This is a genomic window from Streptomyces pacificus (genome assembly GCF_011766325.1).
Lineage (GTDB): Bacteria > Actinomycetota > Actinomycetes > Streptomycetales > Streptomycetaceae > Streptomyces > Streptomyces pacificus.
On sequence record NZ_BLLG01000005.1, the window covers coordinates 474,575 to 501,306 of the forward strand.

General features: G+C 72.1%; 21 protein-coding genes and 1 pseudogene. 9 read left to right on the plus strand and 13 right to left on the minus strand.

Features of this window, described 5'->3' with window-relative positions:
* Window positions 1-46: 46 nt before the first annotated feature.
* Together mqnP and SCWH03_RS11915 are read right to left on the minus strand one after the other, a co-directional pair.
* Window positions 47-949: a menaquinone biosynthesis prenyltransferase MqnP gene (gene mqnP, locus SCWH03_RS11910; protein WP_173264113.1), complete on the minus strand. Its 903-nt coding sequence runs from the start codon at window positions 947-949 to the stop codon at window positions 47-49.
* Window positions 946-2,397 (minus strand): menaquinone biosynthesis decarboxylase, encoded by a 1,452-nt coding sequence (locus SCWH03_RS11915; protein WP_173264114.1) that lies wholly within the window; start codon window positions 2,395-2,397, stop codon window positions 946-948. The genes mqnP and SCWH03_RS11915 overlap by 4 nt, the downstream gene beginning before the upstream one ends.
* 85 nt (window positions 2,398-2,482) lie before the next feature.
* On the opposite strand from SCWH03_RS11915, the gene SCWH03_RS11920 reads away from it, so the two are divergent.
* Window positions 2,483-2,806 carry a PLD nuclease N-terminal domain-containing protein gene (locus SCWH03_RS11920; RefSeq protein WP_173264115.1) on the plus strand — a complete coding sequence of 108 codons (324 nt, stop codon included), beginning with the start codon at window positions 2,483-2,485 and terminating at the stop codon, window positions 2,804-2,806.
* 271 nt (window positions 2,807-3,077) lie between these two features.
* Here SCWH03_RS11920 and SCWH03_RS11925 read toward each other — a convergent pair whose 3' ends face one another.
* The 5 genes from SCWH03_RS11925 to SCWH03_RS11945 form a co-directional block, all read right to left on the minus strand.
* The gene (locus SCWH03_RS11925) at window positions 3,078-3,608 is read right to left on the minus strand and encodes an SRPBCC family protein (RefSeq protein ID WP_173264116.1); all 531 of its coding nucleotides are present in this window, start codon (window positions 3,606-3,608) and stop codon (window positions 3,078-3,080) included.
* Window positions 3,609-3,836: 228 nt separating this feature from the next.
* Window positions 3,837-4,916, minus strand: coding sequence for a c-type cytochrome biogenesis protein CcsB (gene ccsB / locus SCWH03_RS11930; protein WP_173264117.1), 1,080 nt, complete (start codon window positions 4,914-4,916; stop codon window positions 3,837-3,839).
* Window positions 4,913-6,766, minus strand: coding sequence for a cytochrome c biogenesis protein ResB (resB, locus tag SCWH03_RS11935; protein WP_173264118.1), 1,854 nt, complete (start codon window positions 6,764-6,766; stop codon window positions 4,913-4,915). Before resB ends, ccsB begins: the two co-directional genes overlap by 4 nt.
* Before the next feature lie 3 nt (window positions 6,767-6,769).
* A complete protein-coding gene (locus tag SCWH03_RS11940; protein WP_173264119.1) occupies window positions 6,770-7,510 on the minus strand; it encodes a cytochrome c biogenesis CcdA family protein in 741 nt (246 codons plus the stop codon).
* A gap of 2 nt (window positions 7,511-7,512) precedes the next feature.
* Window positions 7,513-8,112, minus strand: coding sequence for a TlpA family protein disulfide reductase (locus tag SCWH03_RS11945; protein ID WP_173264120.1), 600 nt, complete (start codon window positions 8,110-8,112; stop codon window positions 7,513-7,515).
* Window positions 8,113-8,836: 724 nt separating this feature from the next.
* Between SCWH03_RS11945 and SCWH03_RS11950 the strand changes: the two genes are divergently transcribed.
* On the plus strand, window positions 8,837-9,316 hold the full coding sequence (locus SCWH03_RS11950; RefSeq protein WP_173264121.1) for a VOC family protein: 480 nt from the start codon (window positions 8,837-8,839) through the stop codon (window positions 9,314-9,316).
* A gap of 59 nt (window positions 9,317-9,375) precedes the next feature.
* Here the strand turns inward: SCWH03_RS11950 and SCWH03_RS11955 are convergent, their stop codons facing one another.
* The 3 genes from SCWH03_RS11955 to hemL all read right to left on the minus strand — a co-directional run bounded on the left by SCWH03_RS11955 (window position 9,376) and on the right by hemL (window position 12,768).
* Window positions 9,376-10,632, minus strand: coding sequence for a polysaccharide deacetylase family protein (locus SCWH03_RS11955; protein ID WP_173264122.1), 1,257 nt, complete (start codon window positions 10,630-10,632; stop codon window positions 9,376-9,378).
* A gap of 130 nt (window positions 10,633-10,762) precedes the next feature.
* The gene (locus tag SCWH03_RS11960) at window positions 10,763-11,455 is read right to left on the minus strand and encodes a histidine phosphatase family protein (RefSeq protein ID WP_173264123.1); all 693 of its coding nucleotides are present in this window, start codon (window positions 11,453-11,455) and stop codon (window positions 10,763-10,765) included.
* The gene (gene hemL / locus SCWH03_RS11965; RefSeq protein ID WP_173264124.1) at window positions 11,452-12,768 is read right to left on the minus strand and encodes a glutamate-1-semialdehyde 2,1-aminomutase; all 1,317 of its coding nucleotides are present in this window, start codon (window positions 12,766-12,768) and stop codon (window positions 11,452-11,454) included. Before hemL ends, SCWH03_RS11960 begins: the two co-directional genes overlap by 4 nt.
* A 126-nt stretch (window positions 12,769-12,894) precedes the next feature.
* Here hemL and SCWH03_RS11970 point away from each other — a divergent pair, with 126 nt between their 5' ends.
* Window positions 12,895-13,458, plus strand: a complete 564-nt coding sequence (locus SCWH03_RS11970) for a hypothetical protein (protein WP_173264125.1) — start codon at window positions 12,895-12,897, stop codon at window positions 13,456-13,458.
* A gap of 393 nt (window positions 13,459-13,851) precedes the next feature.
* Here SCWH03_RS11970 and SCWH03_RS11975 read toward each other — a convergent pair whose 3' ends face one another.
* Complete coding sequence (locus tag SCWH03_RS11975) at window positions 13,852-14,427, minus strand: TetR/AcrR family transcriptional regulator (RefSeq protein ID WP_173264126.1); 576 nt, start codon at window positions 14,425-14,427, stop codon at window positions 13,852-13,854.
* A 160-nt stretch (window positions 14,428-14,587) separates the two neighbouring features.
* Here SCWH03_RS11975 and SCWH03_RS11980 point away from each other — a divergent pair, with 160 nt between their 5' ends.
* Window positions 14,588-16,090 (plus strand): FAD-dependent monooxygenase, encoded by a 1,503-nt coding sequence (locus tag SCWH03_RS11980; protein ID WP_173264127.1) that lies wholly within the window; start codon window positions 14,588-14,590, stop codon window positions 16,088-16,090.
* Between the two features lie 206 nt (window positions 16,091-16,296).
* Window positions 16,297-17,064, plus strand: coding sequence for an SDR family NAD(P)-dependent oxidoreductase (locus SCWH03_RS11985; protein WP_173264128.1), 768 nt, complete (start codon window positions 16,297-16,299; stop codon window positions 17,062-17,064).
* A gap of 461 nt (window positions 17,065-17,525) precedes the next feature.
* On the opposite strand, the pseudogene SCWH03_RS29860 reads toward SCWH03_RS11985, so the two are convergent.
* Window positions 17,526-20,126, minus strand: a pseudogene (locus SCWH03_RS29860) (AMP-binding protein); the annotation flags it as partial.
* 169 nt (window positions 20,127-20,295) lie between these two features.
* On the opposite strand from SCWH03_RS29860, the gene SCWH03_RS11995 reads away from it, so the two are divergent.
* From SCWH03_RS11995 to SCWH03_RS12005, 3 genes are read left to right on the plus strand one after another with little or no spacing between them, the layout of a single operon-like run.
* On the plus strand, window positions 20,296-21,312 hold the full coding sequence (locus SCWH03_RS11995; protein WP_173264198.1) for an iron ABC transporter substrate-binding protein: 1,017 nt from the start codon (window positions 20,296-20,298) through the stop codon (window positions 21,310-21,312).
* A 2-nt stretch (window positions 21,313-21,314) separates the two neighbouring features.
* Window positions 21,315-22,901 carry an ABC transporter permease gene (locus SCWH03_RS12000; RefSeq protein WP_173264129.1) on the plus strand — a complete coding sequence of 529 codons (1,587 nt, stop codon included), beginning with the start codon at window positions 21,315-21,317 and terminating at the stop codon, window positions 22,899-22,901.
* Window positions 22,898-23,953, plus strand: coding sequence for an ABC transporter ATP-binding protein (locus SCWH03_RS12005; RefSeq protein WP_173264130.1), 1,056 nt, complete (start codon window positions 22,898-22,900; stop codon window positions 23,951-23,953). The genes SCWH03_RS12000 and SCWH03_RS12005 overlap by 4 nt, the downstream gene beginning before the upstream one ends.
* 327 nt (window positions 23,954-24,280) lie before the next feature.
* Here the strand turns inward: SCWH03_RS12005 and SCWH03_RS12010 are convergent, their stop codons facing one another.
* The gene (locus SCWH03_RS12010) at window positions 24,281-25,537 is read right to left on the minus strand and encodes an RtcB family protein (protein WP_173264131.1); all 1,257 of its coding nucleotides are present in this window, start codon (window positions 25,535-25,537) and stop codon (window positions 24,281-24,283) included.
* A 297-nt stretch (window positions 25,538-25,834) separates the two neighbouring features.
* Between SCWH03_RS12010 and SCWH03_RS12015 the strand changes: the two genes are divergently transcribed.
* On the plus strand, window positions 25,835-26,701 hold the full coding sequence (locus tag SCWH03_RS12015; protein ID WP_173264132.1) for a DUF3558 domain-containing protein: 867 nt from the start codon (window positions 25,835-25,837) through the stop codon (window positions 26,699-26,701).
* Window positions 26,702-26,732: the final 31 nt, after the last annotated feature.

Genomic DNA, 26,732 nt, shown 5'->3' on the forward strand with positions numbered 1-26,732 from the left:
ACATCGGCCTCCCTGTCCATGCACTCGTTGGTAGGCCGCACGGTAGCTACGGGGTGAGGCCCCGAACGGACAGATCGGTCAGCGCACACACGAACAGGGCAATGCCGATGAAACCGTTGACGGTGAAGAACGCCCGGTTCAGCCGGGACAGGTCGTGCGGCGTCACGATCGAGTGCTCGTAGACGAACGCCACCGCGACGAACGCCAGGCCCAGCCAGAGGAAGACCCCGGCGCCGGTGGCCAGGGCGTACCAGGCGAAGAGGCCCGTCGTCACGGCGTGGCAGGCCCGGGCCCCCCACAGCGCGGCCGGGATGCCGAAGCGGGCCGGGACCGACATCACGCCGTGGGCGCGGTCGGCCTGCACGTCCTGGCAGGCGAAGATCAGGTCGAAGCCGCCGATCCACACACCGACCGCCAGCCCGAGGACCACCGCGTCCCATGACCAGGACCCGGTGACCGCGAGCCAGGCGCCGACCGGGCCCATGGCCTGGGCGAGCCCGAGGATCGCGTGCGGGAAGTTGGTGAAGCGCTTCCCGTACGGATAGACCACCATCGGCACGACCGCGACCGGCGCGAGCGCCAGGCACAGCGGGTTGAGCAGGGCGGCGGCACCGAGGAAGACCACCACGGCGATGCCCGCACCGGTCCAGGCGGACCGCACCGATACCGCCCCGGTCACCAGTTCGCGGCCGGCGGTCCGCGGGTTGCGGGCGTCGATCTCGCGGTCGATGATCCGGTTGCAGGCCATCGCGAACGTCCGCAGGCCGACCATGGCGACGGTGACGAGCAGCAGCGTCACCCAGTCCACGCTCCCGCCGCTCTCGAACATCGCGGTGAGCGCGGCGATATAGGCGAACGGCAGCGCGAACACCGAGTGCTCGATCATCACCAGCCGCAGGAAGGCCCTGGTCCGGCCGGGGCGCGGCACGGCCGCCGCCGACGCGCTCACAGGCCGTACTCCTTCCACCGGCGGTCGACCAGCGCCGCCGTGTCCGGGTCCGACAGGACCATCTCCGGCCAGCCCCCCTCGCGGGTGTAGCCCTCCTCGGGCCACTTGCGGGTGGCGTCGATGCCCGCCTTGCCGCCCCAGAACTGCTGGTAGGACGAGTGGTCGAGGTGGTCCACCGGCCCCTCGACGACGGTCAGATCGCGGGCGTAGTCGGTGTTGCCGAGCGCCCGCCACGAGACCTCGTGCAGATCGTGGACGTCGCAGTCGGAGTCCACCACGACGATGAGCTTGGTCAGCGACATCATGTGCGCGCCCCAGATGGCGTGCATCACCTTCTGGGCGTGCTTCGGGTACTTCTTGTCGATCGAGACGATCGCGCAGTTGTGGAAGCCCCCCGACTCGGGCAGGTGGTAGTCCGTGATGTCCGGCACGATGATCTTGAGCAGCGGGAGGAAGAAGCGCTCCGTCGCCCGGCCGAGCGGACCGTCCTCCGTCGGGGGCCGCCCCACCACGATCGACTGGAGCAGCGGGCGCCTGCGCATCGTCACACAGTCGATCGTCAGCGCCGGGAAGTCCTCCTGCGGCGTGTAGAAGCCGGTGTGGTCCCCGAACGGACCCTCCGGAAGCATCCTCCCCGGCTCCAGCCAGCCTTCCAGGACCACCTCCGCCTGCGCCGGCACCTGGAGCGGCACGGTCGTGCAGTCCACCATCTCGATGCGCTTTCCCTGCACGAAGCCGGCGAACAGGTACTCGTCGATGTCCGCGGGCAGCGGCGCCGTGGAGGCGTACGTCACCGCGGGCGGGCAGCCGAAGGCGATGGCGACCGGCAGCTTCTCGCCACGCCGCGCGGCCACCTGGTAGTGGTTGCGGCTGTCCTTGTGGATCTGCCAGTGCATGCCGATGGTGCGTTTGTCGTGGCGCTGGAGGCGGTACAGGCCGAGGTTGCGCACCCCGGTGTCGGGATCCTTGGTGTGGGTGAGGCCCAGGTTGAAGAAGGAGCCACCGTCCCCGGGCCAGGTGAACAGCGCGGGCAGCCGGTCCAGATCGACCTCGTCACCACGCAGGACCACCTCCTGCACCGGTGCGTCCCGCACCCTCTTCGGCGGCACGTGCGTCATCGCGCCCAGCTTGCCGAACGCCTCGCGCACCCCGACGAAGCCGTGCGGAAGCTCGGGCTTGAGCAGTCCGCCGATCTTCGCGCTGATGTCGTCGTACGCCTTCAGCCCCAGCGACTTCAGCAGCCTGCGGTCGGTGCCGTACACGTTCATCGCCAGCGGCATGGACGAACCGCGGACGTTCTCGAAGAGCAGCGCGGGGCCGCCGGACTTCTGGACCCGGTCGACGATCTCCCCGACCTCCAGATACGGGTCGACTTCGGCCTTGATGCGCTTGAGGTCGCCCTCACGCTCCAGTGCCCGGAGCAACGAGCGAAGGTCGTCGTAAGCCATGCCGTCCAGTATCTGCCACTCGCTAGGCTGGACTTGTCACGGGGGCCGTGCCGCGGCCCCGTTCTCCGCACGCAGGGGGCCGCCAATGCTTCGGGTGCTGATGTTCGTGGTGCCACTGGCGCTCAGCATCTACGCCTTCATCGACTGCATCTCCACGGACGAGAAGGAGATCAGGCATATCCCCAAGCCGCTCTGGGCGATCCTCGTGCTGCTCTTCCCGCTGGTGGGTTCGATCTCCTGGCTGATCGCCGGAAAGGACCGCGGCACACGGCGTCCGTCGCGGCGCGGCGGCTGGGTGGCTCCCGACGACAACCCCGAGTTCCTGAAGTCCCTCGACGAGGACGGCCCCAAGCAGCCCGGGGACCGGGCCAAGGACCAGACGCGCGACGAGGATCCGGGCACGTCCTGACACGGCGCCCGCGGCCGGTGATCGGCGTGGAAGGCCGTGGTCCGGCACGATCCCGCGTGCCCGGCGCCGGTGCGGGAGTTCGTCGACCCCGCCCTGAGCCGTGGCACGGGGGCGCCGGCGGCACGGACACCGGCCGGGAGGACAGCCGCAGCGAAGGCGGGCGGGGCACCGGAAGCAAGCGCACCGGCCGTGAGGGCATCCGCCGTGACGGCGGAGCGGACGGGCCGCACCGGCCGGCGCGCGCCGGAGCCGTCCCGTGCGATCCGCCCGGTCAGGTACGGGCGGCGTACTCCGCGCGGAGCTGACCGAGGCGCTCGGGCGTCCGGGCGGACCAGTCGACGGGCCGGCCGTCGAGCGCGTCCGACAGGTACTCGAAGTGCCGGTGCCAGCGGGCCAGCTTGTCGAGGCGCCGCCCGTCCGGGCCGGCGAACTCGTTGGTGAAGCGCAGCACGGAAGCCAGCGAGTTCGCGGGGGCCGGCTCCATGTGGAAGCGGATGCGGCCGCACGTCCCGACGGTGTACTCGGCGACGGCCTCCCGGTCCCAGGCGGTGACCCGTCCGGTGGCCGCGGCCCCCTCGGCGCCTTCCTCCGCGTCGAGCAGACGGAGCTTCACCCCGCCGCCCAACCGGGGTTCCAGCAGCTCCGCCGCGGCCAGCCACTGCGGCAGGCCCTCGGGCGTGGCGACGGCCGCCCAGACCCGCACCACCGGGTGCGGCAGGAGGAGAACGAAGTGCAGGACGTGCACCGGGCCGCCGTCACCGGCCCGGGTCTCGCCGGTGCCGTACGGGATCGCTTCCGTCATGGCACCAGCGTCGCCCCTGCGGACCGAGCCCGCTACCGAGTGGCGCCCACTCGGACGCCTGCCGGGACCCGCCCGGGCCCGTCCGGGACCTCCCCCGGTGCCTCTGCCCGCCGCTTCCCGGACCACCCCGGACCACCCCGGAACTTCTCCGGGACCTCCCGGGCCGCGCCTCGGACCGTCCGGGCCCTTCCGGGACCTTCCCGGCGGCCTCCCGGACCGGCGGGCGGCTCAGACCCCCGCGTAGCCGTGGAGGCTGTTCACGAAGAGGTTGACGCCGTAGTAGTTGAAGAGGAAGCAGGCGAAGGCGATCAGCGCGATGTACGCGGCCTTGCGGCCCTTCCAGCCGGCGGTGGCGCGGGCGTGCAGGTACGCGGCGTACGCCACCCAGGTGATGAAGGACCAGACCTCCTTGGCGTCCCAGCCCCAGTAGCGGCCCCATGCGTCGCCCGCCCAGATCGCCCCCGCGATGATGGTGAACGTCCACAGCGGGAAGACCGCGGCGTTGATGCGGTAGGCGAACTTGTCCAGGGACGCGGCCGCCGGAAGCCGGTGCAGCACGGAGCGCGCGAAGGACCCGGGGCTGCCCCCCTCGGCCAGCTTGCTCTCGTAGGAGTCCCGGAAGAGGTAGAGCAGGGTGGCGACCGCGCCCAGGTAGAAGACCGCGCCGCAGAAGATCGCGGTGGAGACGTGGATCCACAGCCAGTACGAGTCCAGGGCCGGGACGAGCTGGTCGCTTTCGGTGTAGAGCCAGGTGACCGCGACGCCCAGGTCCAGCAGGACCGTGGTGACGAGCGGCAGCCCGATCCAGCGCACGTTCTTCCTGGCGAGGAGGAATCCGAGGTACGCGCCGACCGCCACCGTGGAGAAGGTGGTGGAGAACTCGTACATGTTGCCCCAGGGGGCACGCTGCACCGAGACGGCGCGGGTGACGACGCCCGCGGCCTCGACCAGGAAGGCGAGGGCGGTCAGCGACACCGCGATCCGGCCGTACAGGTCGCCCTGCTGGTCGCCGCCGGCCGCGCCGGGGCCGTCGGGGAAGTCCCGGGCGCCGGCCGCGGAGCGGGTGACGACCCTGGGGCGCTCCAGCACGGCGGTCCCCCCGTCCCTGCGGGCGACCCGGACCCTCGGTGCGGCGGCCTGGCCGTCCGCCGTCAGGGCGGCGGCGGTACGGCCGACCTTGCTGCGGCTGCCCAACGTCCATTCGGCGATATGGGCGAGGAAGGCCAGGGTGTACACGGCCATGGCCGAGTAGATCAGCACATTGCTGAACTCGGCGAGGCTCTCGTTGTTTGCGGCGGCGAGATTCACTTCTCAGCCCCTTCGGCGGGAACAGCTGCGGCTGGTTCGGGGTCGGGCGCGGTCGGGGCTTCGGCGTGGAGCGATGCGGCGAGGTCCGCCAGCTCCTCGGGCAGCCCGGCCGACTCGCTCCGGCCCAGCGCCGCCATCTCCACGACCGTCACGCCGTCCTCGCCGCGCACGGCGCGCACCCACACCCGGCGGCGCCGGATGAACAGGGAGCCGACGAGCCCGGTGATCGCGGCGACGGCACCGGCGAGCGCGAGCCCGTTGCCCGGCTGCTGGGAGATCTGGAAGCTCGCCCACTCCTTGATCTCCTTCTCGAAGGTGACCGAGCCCGCCCCGTCGGGCAGCTCCATCGTCTCGCCCGGCAGCAGGGTCTGCTTGAACACCTCGCCCTCGGCGTCCTTGAACGGCGTCATCTTGCGGGTGTCCAGCTGGTACACGTTCTGCGGCACGCCGGAGTCGACGCCGAGGCTGCCCCGGTACGCACTGAGGTTGAGCGCCGGGAACACCAGGGCCGGGAACTGGGAGAACATCTGGCCGTGGCCCTTGCCCGCGTAGGTGGGCACGAAGAAGGCGGGGAAGCCGAGCTGCTCCTTCTCGCCGTCCTCGTCGCGGTAGCCGTCCAGCACCTTGATGACGCCGGTGGAGCTGACGTTGTTGTCGATGGGCAGCAGCGGGACGGCCCCCCGGTAGACGACCTCGCCCCTGCCGTCGCGGACGGTCACGACCGGCGCGTAACCGTGGGCGAGCAGATAGACCTTGGAGCCGTCGATCTCCAGGGGCTCGTTGACCCGGACGACGGCCTTCCGGTCCCCGCCGTCGGCGCCCTCCGTATAGGTGACCGCGGCCTCGAAGGTACGGGGCGTGCCCTTCTGCGGGCCGCTGGGCTCGTATGTGCCGGTGAACTCGTCCAGGGTGAAGCTGAACGGGACCAGGTCGTCGATGTCGAACAGCGAACCGGACCTGAAGTCGTCGTACTGGGTCAGGGTGTTGGCGAACCCGTCGCCCTCGACGACCAGCTTGCCGCCCTCGGACTTGAAGAGCTGCCCGACGGCGAAGGCCACGAGCATCACGATCAGGGAGACATGGAAGAGGAGGTTCCCGACCTCGCGCAGATACCCCTTCTCGGACGCCACCGCGTCCCCGGCGGGCCGGGCCCGGAACCGCCGCTTCCGCAGCAGCGTGAGCGCGGCCCCGGTGACCGCCTCCGGCTCGGCCTCGGTGCGCCACGTCGTGTACGCGGGCAGCCGGGTGAGCCGCTTGGGCGCACCCGGCGGGCGGGCGCGCAGCTGACCGGCGAACTGCCAGGTCCTCGGGACGATGCAGCCGATCAGCGAGACGAACAGCAGGATGTAGATCGCGGAGAACCACACCGAGCTGTAGACGTCGAAGAGCTGGAGCTTCTCGAAGACCGGCGTCCAGAACTCGTTGTTCGTCTTCCAGGTGGCGACCTTCACCTCGTCCGCGCTGTTCTGCGGGATGAGGGAACCGGGGATCGCGCCCAGGGAGAGCAGGAACAGCAGGATGAGCGCCACCCGCATGGAGGTCAGCTGGCGCCAGAACCACCGGAGCCAGCCGGTCGCCTCGCGGACTCCCCAGGCGAGCGCACCGACGGGGCCCGGGGCGCGCCGTCCGCCGAAGGAGCCGGGTACGGCCCGCTCCCGGGGGGCGGTGGAGAGCTGGTCCCCCGCGCCGCCGAGGTCGCCGGGCTCCTTGCCGGCCCGCTCGGCGCCGGCGGCCCCGGTGCCGGGCTCGTCCGCCGTCCCGCTGCCCGCCGCCGTCCCGTTGCCGGCAGTCGTCTCGGTTCCCGGCTCGTCCGCCGTCCCGTTCCCGGTAGTCGTCTCGGTCTCGCTCATGGATCAGATCCCCACCTGGAAGCCTTGGGACCAGCTCTGCATCTCCTGCACGAGGACGTCCCACGCGCCGGTCAGCAGCAGCGCGCCGGTCGCGATCATCATGCCGCCGCCGATCCTCATCACCCAGGCATAGTGGCGCCTGACCCAGCCGAACGCGCCGAGGGCCCTGCGGAAGGCGACGGCGGCGAGCACGAACGGCAGCCCGAGGCCGAGGCAGTACGCGGCGGTCAGCAGCGCGCCGCGGCCCGCGCTGCCCTGCTGCGCGGAGAGCACCGTCACCGAGGCGAGGGTCGGGCCGATGCAGGGGGTCCAGCCGATACCGAAGAGCGCTCCGAGGACGGGTGCCCCCACAAGTCCCGTCGCGGGCCGCTTGTGGAAGCGGAACTCGCGCTGGGTGAGGAAGGGCATGAGGCCCATGAAGAAGAGGCCCATCAGGATCATCAGCACGCCGAGCACCGTGGTGAGCGCCTCGCGGTGCTCCTGGAGGGTCCAGCCGAAGAAGCCGAAGAGCGCCCCTCCGGAGACGAAGACGGCGGAGAAGCCGAGCACGAAGAGAGCCGCTCCGGAGGCCATCCGCCCCTTGCGGGCCTCGGCCAGATCGGTGCCGGTGACGCCGGTCACATAGGACAGATAGCCCGGGACCAGCGGCAGTACGCAGGGGGAGAAGAAGGACACCAGACCCGCCAGGACGGCGACGGGGAGCGCGAGCAGCATCGCGCCGCTCATGACCGTCTCGTTCTGCATCCCTACTTCTCCGCGACCACGGGGTCGATCATGGAACGGAGCTGCTTGCCGTCCAGCGCCATCAGGGCGCGGGCCGCGATCTTCCCCTCGCGGTCGATGACGATCGTGCTCGGAATGGCCTGCGGATTGAGGCTGCCCTTAGGGAACTTCAGGATCAGCTTGCCGATGGGGTCGTGGAAGCTCGGATAGTCGACCTGGTAGTCCTTCTCGAAGGCGAGCGCCGGGCCGGTCTGCGTGTCCCGGTTGATCCCGATGAACTCCACGCCCTGGCTCTTCGTCTCCTCGGCGACCTCGTTGAGATAGCGCGCCTCGGCACGGCAGGGTGCGCACCACGAGCCCCACAGGTTCAGGACGACGACCTTGCCCTGGTAGTCGGCCAGGTCGAGCGGCTTGCCCGTGAGGTCCTCGCCGGACAGCCGCGGAGCGGTCGTCCGCTTGCCCTGGGCGACGGTGGAGATCCCGCCGGTCTCGGTGACGAAGTTGGTGCCACCACCGCCGAGGGACTTGCCCCCGGCGTCGCCGGTGCACGCCGTCAGGGTGAACGCGGCGGCGAGCGCGCCGACGGTGATCAGGGTGCGTCGAGGGGCACGGACGAGACTCATGTGAAAAGTTTCGCATGCGGGTTCAGGGGATCTTGGCCGCCCCCCTTGCCGCCCGTGGCGCTCGCCGCCCGCACCGCGTGCGTCCGGGGGGGGGCGGACGGACCGGGCGGAGCCGCGGCATGCCGCCGGCCCACTGCCCGCCGGCGTTCATGAACGCCGGCCCGATGGCGAGCCCGTCACCGGAGACCGGGGCGGGCGACCCGGCCGGCCCCGGTGCGTACCCGCCGAAAGGGACGGCCCCGAGCCGCGCGGGCATGCCCGGATCGCGTACAGCGGCTAGCATCGCGGTAACAGGGACCACCGGAACGCGCCCCGTCCGGCGAACCGGCCCGGGAGCGGCCTTCACCAGGAGACATCCGGCGAGACATACGGAAGGACGGAGCCGGCAGTCGTCCTCCGGCCGGACGCGGCGACCCGGCGCACCGGAGCTGGTCTCCTGGCCCCCTCGTCGCGCAGACGCGGAGCGGACGACAGCACTCATGATCCGGCCGCCGCGACACACGGCGGAGACGGTCCGCAGGCCGTGCCGCGGGAGCCCTTCCCGGCCGTCCCACCGGGGCGGCCGGGCATCCGCGGCGGTGCGGGGACGGCGACGCGGTAGGCGGCCTTCCCGGCGGACCGGGCAAGCCCGCGAACGGCGGGCCCGTTCGGCGCCGGGGCCCCACCCCGGTCAGCGGACGACCACCCAGACGAGCACGCAGACGATCGCAAGGAGAGCACCGCCATGGGTACTGCCACACCCAACCAGGGCCTCGACCATGTCGCCCTCCGCGCCTACGATCTCGACGCCACCGTCCGCTTCTACACCGAAGCACTCGGCTTCCGGTTCGTGTGCGAGTGGAGTGCGCCTCAGGCGGGAGTCCACCGCTGCGTCTTCCTGGACACGGGCGACGACCGGTTGCTCGAACTCTTCGACGCCGCCTCCACCCCGCCCGGCGGTTCGGACCGGCCCTTCGACACGCCTCCCCTCCCGACCGACGAGGACCGGGCCCGCGCCGCCGCCCTTGTGCACTTCGCCCTCCGCACGGACGACCCGGACACCCTCTACCGGCGGGCCCTCGACGCCGGCGCCCGCTCGCTGATGGCCCCGACCGAGATCGAGACCACCGGCACGATGCCGATGACGCTGTACGTCGGTTTTGTGTACGGCCCCAACGGCGAGGTCATCGAGTTCATCAGGCGCCCCCACCCCAAGCAGGGCTGACGCACGCCGTCGCTCCGCCCCTGTCCGGTGCGGAGCGACGGCGTCGGCCGAGGGCCCCCTCACACGGCTCTCAGAAAGGTTCTCCAGCCACCGTCCGGGGACTGCCCGACCTCGAGGGAGCGGAGCTTGGCGAGGGTCTCCGGCTTCTGCGCGTCGAGCCAGTCGCAGAACTGCCGGAACGACACCAGGCGCACGTCCTTCCTCCCCGCCATCACCTTCAGAGCCTCCTCGACGGCATCCATATAGATGCCGCCGTTCCACTGCTCGAAATGGTTTCCGATGAAGAACGGCGCGCGATTGGACTCGTAAGCCCGGCGGAATCCGCTGAGATAGGCCCCCGTGGCCTGTCTGCGCCAGTCCGGATACCGGGAGGGCATCCCGTTGGTCGAGTTACGGGACTGATTGGCGAGGATGTTGTAGTCCATCGAGAGCACCTCGAAGGAGTGCCCGGGGAACGGCACGGCCTGGAGCGGCAGATCCCATACTCCACCGCGTTTCCCGGGCCACTTCTGGCGGCCGCCGGGTGAGCTGGCGTCGTAGCGCCAGCCCATTTTCCTCGCCGTGGGCAGGAGGTTCTCCTGGCCGAGCAGACAGGGGGTGCGGCCGCCCACGAGTTCCCTGCGGTAGTCGAAGGGGAGCGGATCGAGTTCCGTCCAGCCGCTGTTGCTTTTCCACCGCGTGACGAAGGACACGGCCTGGTCGATCTCGTTCTCCCACTGTGCGGGCGTCCAGTTGCCGACCGATCCCGGCCCGCCGCAGAAATGCCCGTTGAAGTGGGTGCCTATCTCGTGCCCCTCGAGCCAGGCCTGCCGTATGTACTTCAGGGTGTCCCTGATGTGCGCGTCGGTGAGATAGCCGATGTCGGAGGCCCCCACCGGGTTGCCGGGCGGACGGTAGAGCGCCTTCCTGGACTCGGGCAGCAGATAGAGCCCGGAGAGGAAGAAGGTCATCGACGCGCCGTGCTCTCGAGCGAGTTCCAGGAAACGCGGGAAGAGGCCGTTCCCGACCTCGCCCGCGCCGTCCCAGGAGAAGATCACGAACTGCGGCGGAGCCTGGCCGGGTTCGAGTGGGGCCGGAACTCCCGGCTGCCCGGGCTGCTTTCCCGTGTCGGCCGTCGAGCCGTCGCCGATAAGACGCACCGGCTGCTCCGTCGCACCGGGCCCCCCGCCACCGGGGGTGCCGTCGGAGCCCCGCCCCGGATCCCCGGTGCCGCTCGGGCCAGGGCCGACCGAGCCCGTGCCGCAGCCCGCGGCACCGATGGCCGCGGCGGCAGCGAGCCCCGCCCCCAGCAGGCTCCTTCGAGTGATGTCGCGCATGCCGGCCGCCCCCGTTTCCCTGTCGCGTTCTGGCACCTGCCCGCATGAAGAGAGAGGGCATACGGAACGCGAAGGTTCCCGTCTTCAGCACGGAATGTGCGGGGCGGCCGTACCACCACGCGCCGTACGGTTACGCGCCGAACGCCTTGGACTTTCCCTTGACCGGTTTGGCACCCGCGAGGAGATGCGGAGGCACAAGATCGCGCGCGGGCTCCGCATACGCGACCGAGACGATCCCGTCGCCCTGGAAGGTGAAGGTCGTCAGCGATGCGAGGGTGCACTGCCGACGGCGCGGGTCGTGCCAGAGCCGCCGCTTCTCCACATGGCTGCGCACGATCCAGATCGGCAGCTGGTGGCTCACCAGGACCGCCTCGTGGCCGCGGGCGGCGTCCCGGGCGGAGCCGAGGGCGCCCATCATCCGCACCACCTGGTCCACATACGGCTCTCCCCAGGACGGCCGGAACGGATTGGTGAGGTGCCGCCAGTTGCCCGGCCTGCGCAGCGCGCCGTCGCCTACGCCGAAGGTCTTGCCCTCGAAGACGTTGGCCGCCTCGATCAGCCGCTCGTCGGTGTCCAGGGTCAGCCCGTGGGACTTGGCGATCGGCGCTGCCGTCTCCTGCGCCCGTTCCAGGGGGGAGGCCCCCACATGGGTGACGTCGCGGTCGGCCAGGTACTCGGCGACCCGGTCGGCCATCCGGCGGCCCAGCTCGGAGAGGTGGTAGCCGGGGCGCCGCCCGTAGAGGACGCCGTCCGGGTTGTCCACTTCACCGTGCCGGATGAGATGGACGACGGTCTTCTCCGTATTGATTCCCGTATCGCTCATGCCGTGGCCTCCGCGGCGGCGCGGGCGGCCGACGGCAGCGCGGCGGCGATCCGCTCGACGGCCGCTGCGTCGTGGGCGGCCGACACGAACCAGGACTCGAAGGCGGACGGCGGAAGGTAGACACCTTGGGAGAGCATCGAGTGGAAGAAGGCGTTGAAGCGGAAGGCCTCCTGGCGCTTCGCGTCCTCGTAGTCCCGCACCTCGCCTTCGGTGAAGAACACCGAGAACATGGTGCTCGCGGACTGCAGCCGGTGGGCGACTCCCTCCTTGGCCAGCGCGTCCGCGACCAGTCCCCGCACCGCCGTGGCGGCCTCGTCGACCCTGGCGTACGCGGCGTCGTCCAGGAGCCGGAGCTGGGCCAGGCCCGCGGCGGTCGCGACCGGGTTCCCCGAGAGCGTGCCCGCCTGGTAGACGGGCCCGGCCGGGGCGAGGTGCCCCATGACGTCGGCCCGGCCGCCGAACGCCGCCGCCGGGAAACCGCCCCCCATGACCTTGCCGAAGGTCATCAGGTCGGGAACGACGCCGTCGACGCCGTACCAGCCGGCCTTCGACGTACGAAAACCGGTCATCACCTCGTCGGAGATGTAGAGCGCGCCGTTCTCGGCGCAGACGTCCTTGAGTCCCTGGTTGAAACCGGGCAGCGGCGGGACGACGCCCATGTTGCCCGGGGACGCCTCCGTGATCACGCAGGCGATCTCGCCCGGGTGCGCCCGGAAGGCGGCGCGGACCGCTTCCGGATCGTTGTACGGCAGGACGATCGTGTCGCCCGCCTGCGCGCCCGTGACACCCGGGGTGTCCGGCAGCCCGAAGGTCGCCACCCCGGAGCCCGCGGCCGCGAGCAGCGCGTCCACGTGCCCGTGGTAGCAGCCGGCGAACTTGATCACCTTGGCCCGCCCGGTGAACCCGCGGGCCAGCCGGATCGCCGACATGGTCGCCTCGGTGCCCGACGAGACCAGCCTCACCTGCTCGACCGGAAGGACCCTGGCCACGATCTCCTCGGCGAGCGCGACCTCGCCCTCACCGGGTGTACCGAAGGAGGTGCCGCGCGCGACGGCCCGCTGCACGGCCTCGGTGACCTCGGGGTGGGCGTGTCCGAGGATCATCGGGCCCCAGGAGCACACGAGGTCCACGTACTCGCGGCCGTCCGCGTCCTTCAGGTAGGGGCCGCTGCCGGACACCATGAACCGGGGGGTGCCGCCCACGGCGCGGAAGGCCCGGACGGGAGAGTTCACGCCGCCGGGCGTCACGAGGGACGCACGGTCGAAAAGCGTCTGCGAAACTGGGGCGTCATAGGGAAAGCTCACGGAATCCATGGTGTCAGAGGCACGGGACGTTCTTGCGGACAGGTGTTTCACCGCACGTCCGCGGGGGAGGTCACTGTCACGATGATCGGGTTGCACGGCGGGGGCCGTGCGTCCTAAAAGCAGTCGGGTGGAGATATGCATCGCGGTGGCGGACTGGGCGAGGGGACTGACGACCTGGGTCCCGACCCTGCCCGGCGTGGGAGGCACCGGCGGCACGAGGCGGGTGCGCCCGGGCCCGTGGAGAGCAGGGGTGGCCGGGGCATGGGGGTGACCTACAAGTACTTCGGCGCGCCCGACGGCGCCACGGCCGCCCGGGTGCCGATCTCGATGCGCCCGGAGGAGCTGGGCGGTGACGAGCTCGGCACAGGCGGCATGTTCACCAAGATCAAGCCCGAGACGATAGCCGCGATGGTCCTCACGGGCATTCAGGGGATGCCCCTGAACAAGGTGCCCCCGCTCGAACTCGTGGTCCTCCACCCCGACTACGCCGTGGTGAGACTCCCGATGACGGTCGTCGACCCGCTCCGCGACATCGGCGAGGAGTCGGTGGGCGCGGCGGCCTTCATCTGGTCCACCGTCCCGGACCGCGGTGGGCCGCGGGACGCCTTCAACGTCTACCAACTGCTGCACGAGTGGCAGGACTTCAGCCATCGTCTGCACGAGGCGGGGCACCAGCCGTACTGCCTGGTATGGCCCTGAGCCGGGGTTTCGCAGGGGTCGGGCGGGGCCTTCGGGCCTCGCCCTTTTCCGTGCCGGTAGTCGCGCACGTGCAGCACAGCCGGCGCACGGTCCGCGCTCGCTCCCGCAGCTCGTCGACACCGGAGGAGCCACCGGTGGCGGCGGGGCGCGGTCCCGGCAGCAGGACCCCGATCCCGGAGGGCGCCGCCGGGCGCGTACGCGAGCCAGGGGCGCCGGATGCTCAGGAGCCGGGGGAAACCGCTGGTCGGGACCGTCCGCCCGATGGCATTCTGGCGGCGTGAACGGACCCGGGATCCACGTCAGCTTTGCCCCCGAGCTGCGGCCGCGGACAGCGGGCGACCCGCTGACGGCTGACGCGTGCCGTCCGGGGCCGCGGTCGGCGACGGGCCGCGGTCACGGAGCCGCTGCCGTGAGGTACCGCTGGATCGTCGGGGCGAGCCAGGCGATCACCTCGTCCCGCGTCATGTCCACCGCCGGCGGGATCCGCAGCACATAGCGGGCGAGAGCCATGCCCATGATCTGGGAGGCGGCCAGTGCGGCCCGGCGCGGAACCTCCTCCGGCAGGGGGCACACTCCGGCGGTGACGGGCAGCAGCTGTTCCCGGAACACCTTCACCACACGCTCGGCTCCGGCGGCGTTGGTGACCCCGACCCGGAGCATGGCCGTCAGCACATCGTCGTGCTCCCACCGGTCGAGGAAGTGGGAGACGAGCACGGCCCCGATATGCCGCCCTGGCATCGCCCCCAGTTCGGGAAGCCGCAGGTCGATCTCGGAGGCGGCAGCGAACAGGCCTTCCTTGTTGCCGTAGTACCTCATCACCATCGACGGGTCGATACCCGCGTCCCTGGCGATGGCGCGGATGGTGGCGCGGTCGTACCCGTCCGCGGCGAAACGTTCACGGGCGGCGTCGAGGATCGCGGCACGGGTGGCGTCGGAGCGTCGCGGGGCGGGAGGTGGTTCGGAAGTCACACCAACAACTGTAGGCCAACGCCTGTTGACACGCCAGCAGGTCGGGGCATACCGTTGCCCACAAGCGTTGGCAAACGTTCGTTGACTCGTGTGCGCCGCCCTGGGTCCGGGAGCAGGACACCGGCTTCCCGGCGCCCGACCACCGACAGGAGACACCGCCATGACCGACGAGAGCACAGCCCGGAGCATCAACAGCGCCGCCACGGACGCCTCCCCCACCCCCACCCCCACGCCCACACCCGCCTCCACCAAGCCAGCGGCCGAGACCGAGACCGAGACCGACGTGACGGTCGTGGGGGCGGGGCCCACCGGGCTTCTGCTCGCGGGCGACCTCGCGGCAGCCGGCATCCGCGTCGCCGTCGTCGAGCGGCGGGCGCCCACGAGGAGCAATCTGACCCGGGCCTTCGGCGTACACGCGCGCACACTGGAACTCCTGGACGCCCGCGGCCTGGCGGACGAGATGGTGGCGCGGGGCACGCCCGTCACGGGCCTGCGCCTGTTCCGCCGGCTCTCCCTCGACCTGTCCCGGCTGGTCTCCCGTTTCCCCTATCTGCTGATCGCCCCGCAGTACGAGGTGGAGCAGCTGCTGGAGCGCCGCGCGCGGGCCGCCGGCGCCGTCTTCCGGTACGGCACCGAGCTGCACGGGCTGCACCAGGACTCCGGGGCGGTCACCGCCGATCTCCGCGATGCGCACGGCGCAGGGGGGACCCTGCGTTCCCGCTACCTCGTCGGCACGGACGGCATGCGCAGCGCGGTCAGGCGGTCGCTCGGCCTGCCCTTCCCCGGGGTCTCGGCCGTCCGCTCGATCCTGCTCGCGGACGTACGGCTCACCGAGGAGCCGGAAAGCCTGCTCACGGTCGACAGCACGGGCCGCACCTTCACCTTGATCGCCCCCTTCGGCGACGGCTGGTACCGGGTGATGGGCTGGCGGCGCGACCGCTCCCGGCCGGCGGACCGGCCGGTCGAGCTGGACGAGGTGCGCGAGATCGCCCGCGAGACACTCGGCACCGACTACGGCATGCGGGACGCCCGGTGGCTCTCCCGGTTCCACAGCGACGAGCGCCAGGCCCCCGAGTACCGCCGGGGCCGGGTGTTCCTCGCCGGAGACGCGGCACATGTGCACTCCCCGGCCGGCGGCCAGGGCATGAACACCGGCCTGCAGGACGCCGCCAACCTGTCCTGGAAGCTCGCCGCCGTGCTGCGGGGCGCCGCGCCGGACCCCGAGGGACTCCTCGACACCTACCAGTCCGAGCGGCACCCGGTCGGCGCCCTGGTGTTACGCAGCAGCGGGGCGCTCGTGCGGCTCGCCATGGCACAGACACCCCTCCAGCGCCTCGCCCGTGTCCTGGCGACGCGCTTCCTCGAGGCGGTACGGCCCGCGAAAGACAAGGCGATGGGCACGATCTCGGGCATCGGCATCTCCTACGGGACCCCGCGCGGTGCCCACCGGCTCACCGGCAGGCGCGCCCCCGACCTCGCCCTCCGGGAGGGCCGGCTCTACGAGCTGCTGCGCGCCGGCGAGTTCGTGCTGGTGGCAGCGGACACCTCGGACGCGGCCCCGCCGGCGACGCCGGGAGCCGTCACCAGGGCCCACTGGCGGGAGCCGAACCGCAAGGCGCTCCTGGTCCGCCCCGACGGATACATCGCATGGGCACGGGGCTGAGCGTCGAGCGCGGCGGCGCACCCGTGCGGTGCCTCCCGGACCAGGTGCGTCCCGGCGGCCGCGAACGGCAGCGCCACGCTCCCCCGCCCCCGCACGCACACGGCCGTCACCCGCCCCGTGTCCCCTGGTCATGTATGCGCAACGCGGTCGCCGGCCCTCTTGCCTATCCTGGCGGGTGATAGAGATCAGTTGACCGGGGAGCCACCATGACCGCCACACCCATCGCCGTCGTCACCGGAGCGAGCAGCGGAATCGGAGCCGCCACCGCGCGGAGTCTCGCGGCAGCCGGCTACCACGTGGTCCTCACCGCCCGGCGCAAGGAGCGGGTGGAAGCCCTCGCCGCCGAGCTTACGGAGGCCGGGCACCGGGCCGCTGCCCACGCCCTCGATGTCACCGACCGCGCCGCAGTGGAAGCCCTCGCCGCTTCCCTCGACGGCTCCGGCCCGGTGAAAGTCCTGGTCAACAATGCGGGCGGGGCCCTGGGCGCCGACCCGGTCGCGACCGGCGACCCGGCGGACTGGCGTCAGATGTTCGAGGTCAACGTCATCGGCACGCTGAACGTCACGCAGGCCCTGCTCCCCGCGCTCACCGCCAGCGGGGACGGCACCGTGGTCGTCCTCTCGTCCACCGCGGGCCACGGCACCTACGAGGGCGGCGCGGGGTACGTCGCGGCGAAGCACGGGGAGCACGTCCTCGCCGAGACGCTCCGCCTGGAGATCGTCGGCACCCCGGTCCGCGTGATCGAGATCGCCCCCGGCATGGTGAAGACGGAAGGGTTCGCTGCCACGCGGTTCCGGGGCGACGCCGAGAAGGCCGCCAAGGTCTACGAGGGCGTGGCCCAGCCGCTCACTGCCGAGGACGTTGCCGACACCGTGAGCTGGGCGGTCACCCGCCCCGCCCACGTCAACATCGATCTGCTGGTCGTCCGCCCCCGAGCCCAGGCGTCGAACACCAAGGTCCACCGGGAGCATTGACCGGCCCCGCCCACGGAGCCGCCTCCGCAGCCCGCAGGGCGTGTTGCCAAAGCCGCTCCGTGCGCCCGCAGGGCCGGGGCCCCGGCGTCCGGTGCGTGGTCGCCAGGCGGAGGATCGTCCTCGCCCTGGACGTGGCCGGACACCTCCGCCAGCGCAGCGCCGGGGCGCCTCCCGTGCCCGAAGGGCGACGGGGAAGTGCGCGTGCCGGGCGTCGGGGGCCGGGAGGCGCTTTCACCACACGCCCCGACCCCGGCGGGCGCGGAGCAGTCCCGCGGACCGCGCCCTGCGGGCGGGCGGCGCGGAGCCTGCGCGAAGGCCAGCGACGACAGGAAGGACAGGGACCTCAGCCGGGACAGCGACGTGCCGGCGGGCACCAGCGGCAGCCCCCGCATCAGCCGCGTCACCGCGATTCCATAGGCGATGCCGAAGACGAGCGAGACCAGCAGCGCCAGGTGCTTGGAGAAGCCGTCCACGAGCGGGTAGATCTGCCAGTGCGTCAGGTAGATGTACATCGAGCTGGTCGCCACCAGCCCGGCCACCTGGTTGACACGCTCCCGGCCGGGCAGCGTCGGCAGCCACACCAGCAGCGCGAACCCGGCGGCCACGACCACCTCGCGCCAGGGCTCACCGGGGAAGAACCCCGGCACGGTGGTGACGGCGGCCGCGGTCACCAGCAGCCGCTGCGTCACCGTCCGGGACTTGGCCGCCGCCCAGCCGAGCGCGAACAGCCAGAAGACGGTCACCGCGTCCGTCATCTGCGAGCGGTGCGGGAGGCCGGCGAGGTCGTAGCGGGTGAGCAGGCCGAGGCCGGTGAGCGCCGCGGGAAGGGCGAACGGGAAGCGGCGTTCCGCCCGGTCCGCGAAGGGCAGGCAGAGGACGGCGGCGACCGCGACGAGGATGTAGACGAGAGCCTCGATGAACCAGGTGTGGATGCCCGGTCCCATGTCCTGCGGTCTCAGGGCGTTGTGCAGCAGGAACAGGTTGGACAGCGTGTAGTCGTCGCTGACGACGAGCGCGAATCCGATCCAGGCCATGCTCGGCAGGGCGATGCGGGCGATGCTGCGGCCGACGCGGCCGACGCGTTCGCGCCGTGCGGCGCCCGTGAGGTGGAAGCGGGCGAAGTTGTACCCGGCGACGGCGAGCAGCAGATGGGCCCCGCCTCTGATCGTGAAGACGCCGATGTGCGAGCCCACGACGCAGAAGACGGCCGCGGCGCGCAGGGCGACGCCGGTCTCCAGTCTGCGTATGCGCGAGCGCGGCCGCCCCGAGGGGGGTCTGGGCCCGGGCCCCGTCACGAGCTCGCGGATCGGGGTCGTGTGCCAGTCGGCCGGCAGACGGCCCAGCCGTTCCTCGAGGTGGATGGACGCCTCCACGTACGACAGCGAGTCGCCGCCGAGGCCCACGAAGGTGCTGTCCCGCGTCACGTCGGGGCGGTCCAGGATCTGTGCGTAGAGCGCGCACAGGTCCTCCGCCGCATCGCCGCCGGAGGGCGCCGGCGGTGTCTCGCCGCGGTCCGGGCGAACGAGTGCGAGCACGGCCGGGTAGTCGGGCTTGCCGGTGGCCAGTCGGGGCAGCTCGTCCGCCACACGGACGCGTACGGCGCGCGCCGGCAGACCGCACTCGTCCGCGATCAGGCGCCGTATCCGCCGCTCGTCGACGGCATCGGAGCCGCCCGGGCCGCCGGAGGCCGTCGCCACGACCGCGAGTGCCTCGTCGTCGCCGGTGCACAGCGCGGAAATCCCGTGCCCCGCGAGCATCGCCTCCACCCGCTCGGGGTCGATCCTCAGGCCCAGAAGCTTCACGAACCGGCCGCGGCGCCCGACGATCTCGTAGAGCCCCTCGGGGGTGCGGCGCGCGAGGTCGCCGGTGCGCAGTTCGTCCACCGTCCGTCCGAGCCCGAGGTCCTCCGGGCCGCCGGCGTAGCCCAGCATGACGTTCGGCCCCGAGTACACGAGCTCCCCCGTGCCGGCCCCGGGGTGGTCCCCGACCGGTGCGATACGGAACGATCCACCGGGAATCGGCACCCCGATCGCCGACGGGTGGGCGGCGGCCAGAGCGGGCGGCAGATAGGCCATCCGGGCGGTGGCCTCGGTCTGGCCGTACATCACGAACAGGTCCCAGCCGCGGCGCGCTCCCAGCGCGGCGTAGTGCGCCACGCGCTCGGGCGCCAGCCGGCCGCCTGCCTGGGTGACATACCGCAGATGCGGCAGGTCCATGTCGGCGAATCCGACCCGGTCGAGCAGGTCGAAGGTGTAGGGGACGCCCGCAAGGGAGGTACCGCGGGCGCGGCGGAAGAGGTCCCAGAAGCACGGGTCGGCCACCGACAGCCCGGTGAGGACGAGTCCCGCCCCGCGCAGCAGATGGCTGTGGACCACGGAGAGCCCGTAGCAGTAGTGCAGAGGAAGGGTCGTCGCGGCCCGGTCGGTGTCGCGGATGTCGAGGTAGGCGGCGATCGACTCGGCGTTCGCCCGGAGGTTCGCGTGCGAGAGCCGGACCAGCTTCGGCGAGCCGGTGGAACCGGACGTGCTGAGCAGCAGGGCCAGGTCCGCATGCAGGACGTGGGCGGAGACCGCGCGCCGCTCCTCGAACTCCCATCGCCCCGGCGCCGGCCGCACGAGGACATCGGGGTCGTATGCCGCGGTCAGCGACTCCACGGCCTCCGGATGGTCGCCCGGCACCAGGAGGACGGGATGCCCCGCCGCCCGTGCGGCGAGATACACGACCAGCGCCTCGGCCGTGTTGTCTCCGGGCAGCAGGAGGAGCCGCCGCTCGGTGCCGAGACGCAGGGCCGTGTCCGCGACCCGCGCGGCGAGTTCGCGGTAGGAGGTTTCACCGTCTTCGGTGATGAGAGCCGTACGGTCGCCGTGGGTCGCGAGGCGGTGGGCGAGGGGCGGTATCCGGCCACTGACGGGGGGTGCGGAGTGGAGCGTCACGGGCGCATCGTAGGTAAGCCTTTCCTTATCCGGTAGAGGGCGGCCGCCCATCCGGGGCGGCGAAAGGCGAGTCGTCGGCCAACTACCCCCGCCCGGGGCGGCAGAGGAACCGGAGCCCCCAGCGATCATTTTCGGCCTCTTCGCCGTGTCCAAGTCGTTACCTATGACCCCATTGACTCTTAGGTGAGGTTTACCTTACTAATGCTCCGTTCGGTTGTTCCCCCTCGGCACCGGTCCCCGCTCCACAGGACACGCTCCCCGCGTGACGGTGGTCCTGGCAGAAAGGCCCTCACTCCTCATGCGACGTCCGTCGGCCCGCACCCTCGCCGCTCTCGCCGCGACGGCCCTGGCCCTGCCCGCGCTCGCCGGCTGCAGCGGCGAACCGGCCGGTCTCACCATCTACTCCGGCAGGAACGAGAACCTCGTGGCGCCGCTCATCGACAAGCTCGAGGAGCACCTCGGCACCACCGTCGACGTCCGGTACGGCGGCAGCGCCGAACTCTCGGCGCAGCTCCTCGAAGAAGGCGACGAAACCGAGGCCGGCCTCTTCCTCTCCCAGGACGCGGGCGCCCTCGGCGCGCTCTCCGCGGACGGCAGGCTGGCGGCGCTGCCGCCGGCGACGCTCGACAAGGTCGCGCCGGACTACCGCGGCTCGGCCGGCGACTGGGTCGGCGTCAGCGGGCGGGTCCGGATCATCGCCTACGACTCGGAGAAGGTCACCACACCCCCGGACAGCGTGCACGACCTGGTGCGGCCCGAGTGGAAGGGCAGGGTCGGCTACGCCCCGGCCAACGCCTCCTTCCAGGCGTTCGTCACCGGCATGCGCGTCCTGGAGGGCGACGAGGCCACCCGCACCTGGCTCAAGGCGCTGAAGGCCAACAGCCCGAAGGCCTACGAGAGCAACCTCAACGTCCTCGACGCCGTCGACTCCGGCGAGGTGTCCCTCGGCCTGCTGAACCACTACTACTGGTACGAGAAGGCGGCGGAGAAAGGCGCGGACGAGCTCCGGGCCAAGGTGCACTACCTCCCGGAGGGCGACCCGGGCGGCCTGGTGAACGTCGCAGGAGTGGGTCTGCTGAAGGGCGCGGACAAGCAGCAGAGCGCCTACGCCCGGAAGGCCGCCGACTTCCTGCTGTCCGCCGAGTCGCAGCGCTACTTCGCCGAGGAGACCAAGGAGTACCCGCTCGCCGCAGGCGTCGAGCAGGCGGAGGGCGTCCCGCCGCTTGACTCCCTCCAGCCGCCGCGGATCGACCTGGGCCGGCTCGACTCGCTGAAGGCGACCCTGGCCATGCTCCAGGACGTCGGAATGGTCTGACGGTGACCACACCGGATTCACCCGTCCGGAAGCGCGCCCCCCGCCCGGGCGCCGCCCCCCTGCCGGCCGGGCGCCGGCGCGCCGCTATCCGGCCCCCCCGGCCGCTACTGCTCACCGCCTGCCTGGCCGGGGCGCTCGCCGTGCTGCCGCTCGGCTATCTGGCCGTGCGGGCGCTGGAGCGCGGCCCCGCCTTCGCCTGGGACGTCATCGCGGACGAGCGGACCGGGTCGCTCCTGCTGCGCAGCCTCGGGCTCGCCGCGGTCGTCGTCGCGGCCTGCCTGGTGCTCGGCGTGTCCCTGGCCTGGCTGACCGTGCGCACGGCGCTGCCCGGCGTCCGCGTCTGGTCGGTGCTGGTGACCCTGCCCCTGGCGGTGCCCAGCTATGTCGCGGCCTTCACCTGGCTGTCCGCAGCGCCCTGGCTGGTCGGCTTCACCGGAGCCGCACTCGCGATGACGCTGGTCAGCTTCCCGTATGTGTATCTGCCCGTCGCGGCCGCGCTCCGCGGGATCGACCCCGCGCAGGAGGAGGTGTCCCGCTCGCTCGGGCACGGCGCCGTGCGCACGTTCGCCCGCGTCGTCCTGCCCCAGCTGCGGCCGGCCGCCGCAGGAGGCGGGCTGCTGGTCGCGCTCTACGTGCTGTCGGACTTCGGTGCGGTGTCGCTGATGCGGTACGACACCTTCACCCGCGGCATCTACACCTCCTACCGGGCCAGCTTCGACCGCACCCCCGCCGCCGCGCTCAGCGCCGTACTCGTGGTCATGACCGTGGCACTGGTGGCGGCGGAGGCCCGCACCCGGGGCCGTGCCGGGCACTCCAGGGCCGGCCGGGGCACCGCGCGCCCGGCGGCGCCCCTCGCGCTCGGCCGGCTCCGGCTGCCCGCGCTCGCCTGGTGCGGGACGGTCGTCACCGCCGCCGTGGGCTTCCCTCTGGGGGTCCTCGGCTACTGGCTGGCCGTCGGCTCGTCCGCCACCTGGGAGCCCGCTCTGCTCAGCGACACCGCACTCACCACTCTGGGCGTGGCCGCGGCGGGCGCGGCACTCACCACCGCGCTCGCCCTGCCGGTCGGTGTGATCGCGGCCCGCCACCGCGGCCGGACCGCGCACCTACTGGAGCAGGCCGCCTATGCCGGGCACGCCCTGCCCGGCATCACCGTCGCCCTGGCGTTGGTGTTCTTCGCCGTCCGCTATGCCCGCCCGCTCTACCAGGAACCGCCGCTGCTGGTCTGCGCCTACGCGGTGCTGTTCCTGCCCGTCGCGGTGGCCGCCACCCGGGCGGCCGTGCTCCAGGCCCCGCCGGTGCTGGAGGACGTCGCCCGCTCCCTCGGCCGCTCACCGCTGAGGGTGCTGCGTGAAGTCACCGTGCCGCTCGCCGCACCCGGTGTCGCCGCCGGAGCCGTCCTGACCTTCGTGGTCTGCATGAAGGAGCTTCCCGCGACCCTGCTGCTGCGGCCCACCGGCATGGACACCCTGGCCACCCGGCTGTGGACGGAGACCGGAGCAGGCTCGTTCGCCGCCGCCGCGCCGTACGCCGCCGCGCTGATCCTCCTCGCCGCCGTCCCGTCCTACCTGCTCGGAAGGCACCGCACATGACCGACCTTCAGATCACGGGGCTGGCCAAGGGGTACGGCCCCGGCGCCGCGGTCCTCGACGGCCTCGACCTCACCGTCCCCGGAGGCTCGCTGGCCGCCGTCCTCGGCCCCTCGGGCTGCGGCAAGACCACCCTGCTCCGCGTCGTCGCCGGCTTCCTGCGCGCCGACGCGGGCACCGTCGCCCTCGGCGGACACACCCTCGGCGGACCCGGCGTCCATCTGCCGCCCGAGCGCCGCCGCATCGGCATCGTGCCGCAGGAGGGCGCCCTGTTCCCGCACCTCAGCGTGGCCCGCAACGTCGCCTTCGGGCTGACCGGTCTCCACCGGAGCGCACGCGGCCGCCGCGTCGGCGAGATGCTCGGCCTCGTCGGGCTCGACGGCTACGGCCGGCGCATGCCGCACGAACTCTCCGGCGGGCAGCAGCAGCGTGTCGCCCTCGCCCGCGCCCTGGCCCCCGAACCGGACCTGGTGCTCCTCGACGAGCCGTTCAACGCCCTCGACAGCGCGCTGCGGGCCGGGGTACGGGCCGATGTGCGCGCCGCGCTCAGGGCCACCGGTGCCACGGCGGTCCTGGTCACCCACGACCAGCAGGAGGCGCTCTCCACCGCCGATCTGGTCGCGGTCGTCCGGGACGGCCGGGTGGCGCAGTGCGCCGCGCCGCAGGAGCTGTACCAGCGTCCCGCGGACCCCTGGGTCGCCGCGTTCGTCGGCGACGCGGTACTCGTCGGCGGTGCCGCCGAGGGCGGCACCGTGAACACCCCCCTGGGCCGCGTCCCCCTGGCGGGCGGACCGGGGGCACCGGGCGGGCTCCGCGAGGGCCGGGTGCTGCTCCGGCCGGAACAGCTCAGGCTGACCGACCCGGCGGCGGCACACGTCCGGGGAACGGTGACCGATGTGCACTTCTACGGCCACGACGCGATGGTCACCGTCGCCGTCGACGGCGTGGAGGACCCGGTCGGCATCCGCGTCCCCGGCCCCGTGCCGGTCCGGCCCGGCGGGCGGACGGGCATCCGGGTGACGGGAGAGGCGACCCTCCACCCGGCGGCCTGCTGAGCGGCCCGCCGGGCCACCGCCCGCCGGGCCGCACGGACCAGCGGGCGGACCAGCGGGGCGACTCCGCCGGCACCGCCGGCACCGCCGGCACCGTCAGGGCCACCGTCCTCGCGACGCTGCGGTGGAACGCGGAGGGAAGCAGGACCGGCACCTCACCGAAGGCGGGGCCGACCTCGCGACCGACATGATCACGAAGTCGGGCGGCAGAGCGGCCAGCGCTCCGGGGAAGCAGCTCGGCGCCGCGAAGGCCGGCCGCTTCCTGTCCGCGGCCGGCACGACCCGGACGGTGCCGGGCGAGTCCGGCCGGCCGCCGGGCGAGTGGCGACGTCACCCCTTGACGCAGATGAGCTGCTTGAGCTTGGCGACGACCTGCACCAGGTCCTTCTGCTGGTCGATCACGCGGCTGATCGACTTGTAGGCGGCGGGGATCTCATCCACCACACCCGAGTCCTTGCGGCACTCGACACCCCGAGTCTGCTCCTCGAGGTCCCGCGTCGAGAACCTCCGCTTCGCGGCGTTGCGGCTCATCCTGCGGCCGGCACCGTGCGAGGCGGAGTTGAACGACTTCGGGTTGCCCAGGCCGCGGACGATGTACGACTCGGTTCCCATGGAACCGGGGATGATCCCCCACTCACCCGAGCCCGCGCTGATGGCTCCCTTCCGGGTGACCAGCAGATCCATCCCCTCGTACCGCTCCTCGCTGACGTAGTTGTGATGGCAGCTGATCACTCCGGGGCGGTCCTCCTCGGTCCGCATCCGGCCCTCGGCGTCCTCCCGCTCGAAGGAGACAAGGGGATCGAAGGTGACCGCGGCCTTCGCGAACTCCCTGCGGACGACCTCCTGGAACAGCCCCATCATGATCGCGCGGTTGTGCCTGGCGTACTCCTGCGCCCAGAAGAGGTCGTTCCGGTAGGCCGCCATCTGCGGGGTGTCCGAGACGAACACCGCGAGATCGCGGTCGACCAGACCCCGGTTGTGCGGCAGGCTCCGGGCCTCGCCGATGTGGTACTCGGCGAGTTCCTTGCCGATGTTCCGCGAACCGGAGTGCAGCATCAGCCAGACGGAACCGCCCTCGTCCAGGCAGAACTCGATGAAGTGGTTGCCGGAGCCGAGCGTTCCCATCTGCCTGGCCGCGCGCTCCCGGCGGAACCTGACCGGCTCCGCGACACCGTCGAACCGCCCCCAGAAGTCGGCGAACCCCGCCGAGGGGAGTCCGAACACCCGCCCGGGATCCACCGGGTCATCGTGCATCGAGCGCCCGACGGGGATCGCGCGCTCGATCCTGGAGCGGAGCCGGGAGAGGTCGCCGGGCAGATCGTTCGCGGTGAGCGAGGTCTTCACCGCCGACATCCCGCAGCCGATGTCGACGCCGACGGCCGCCGGGCACACCGCGCCGCGCATCGCGATGACCGAACCGACCGTCGCGCCCTTGCCGTAGTGCACATCCGGCATCACGGCGAGCCCCTCGATCCAGGGCAGCGTCGTGACGTTCCGCAGCTGCTGCATGGCGACGTCCTCGACCTCGGCCGGGTCCGTCCACATCCGGATCGGGACCTTGGCGCCTGCTACCTCCACATACGACATATTTCCTCGATTCCCCCATACATCAGATAACGCAGAAACCTCGCCGGTACCCAGGAAAGGGATATCGAACCGGCGTTCACCGCTCCGCGTGCGGTAGACATTGTGTCCATCGGTGCGCATCCGGCGGCAACACGATTTCCCCGAGGGCCACCACCGGGGCGACCGGGCGGCCACGGGCGGCCTCGTGCCGGTGCGGGCAACCGGCGCAGCCACGAGCGGCCGGGCGGAACCGGTAACCGGGCCGGCGGCCGGATCCGGCCGAAGAGCGCAGGACGGCAGAGAAGGGAGCCTGGGAACGTGCGGCGAAAGGGGTACGCACCCGGCGTTGCGGCGCTTCTCGCGGCGCTCGTCACCGGCTGCACCGGCGGAACCGCTGACGGCAGCGCCACGAGCGAGGCCAAGGCCGGCGCGGCCTCCGGGCCCGCTGCTGCGCCTGGCAAGTACCGCACGCTCTACGAGCCCTGCGGTGCCGTCGAGCGCGCGATGCTCAGGGACCTGCTCCCCGGCGCGGCCCAGCTTCCGGAAGAACAGCAGGAGAAGGTCTTCCGGGGAACGGCCGCTGTCACCTATGACACGGACCGCCGAGTCGGGTGCAGTTGGAAGGCCGACGCCCCCGACGCCTCGCACAACCTCCGCATCGACGTGGAACGCGTGGTGTCCTATGACCAGGACGTCAGCGACGAGCAGCGCGCCCTCGAGGTGTACACCGGGAAGCAGGACGCCGCGCAGCTGCCGGTACCCGCCGCCGGCGGCGGCGGCCAGAGCGGCACCGGTGCCCCGGCGACGGGTTCCCCCGCCCCCGGCACCGGGACCTCCCCCGGCACCATCGACCCGTCCCCCGCACCCGCCTCCTCCGCCGCCTCCGGTTCCCCTGGCACCCCGGGCACCCCGGGCACGGCTGGTACCCCCGGCACCTCCGAGGGACTTGAACCGCGCGTCCTCGACGGCCTCGGCGACAGCGCGTTCCTCGACGACGTCCTCACCCGGACCGGTTCCACCGCCCGGCACCGCACGGTGAGCGTGGTGTTCCGCACATCCAACGTGATCGTGACCGTCGAGTACGGCGAGCAGCCGGCCCGTGTGACGGAGATCCCGGACAGCAAGGAACTGCAGGAAAAGGCCCGGGGTCTGGCCCAAAAGCTCGCGGATCGGTTCGACGACTAGCGCGCGGGCCGGGCCTCGGCCGCTGTTCGGC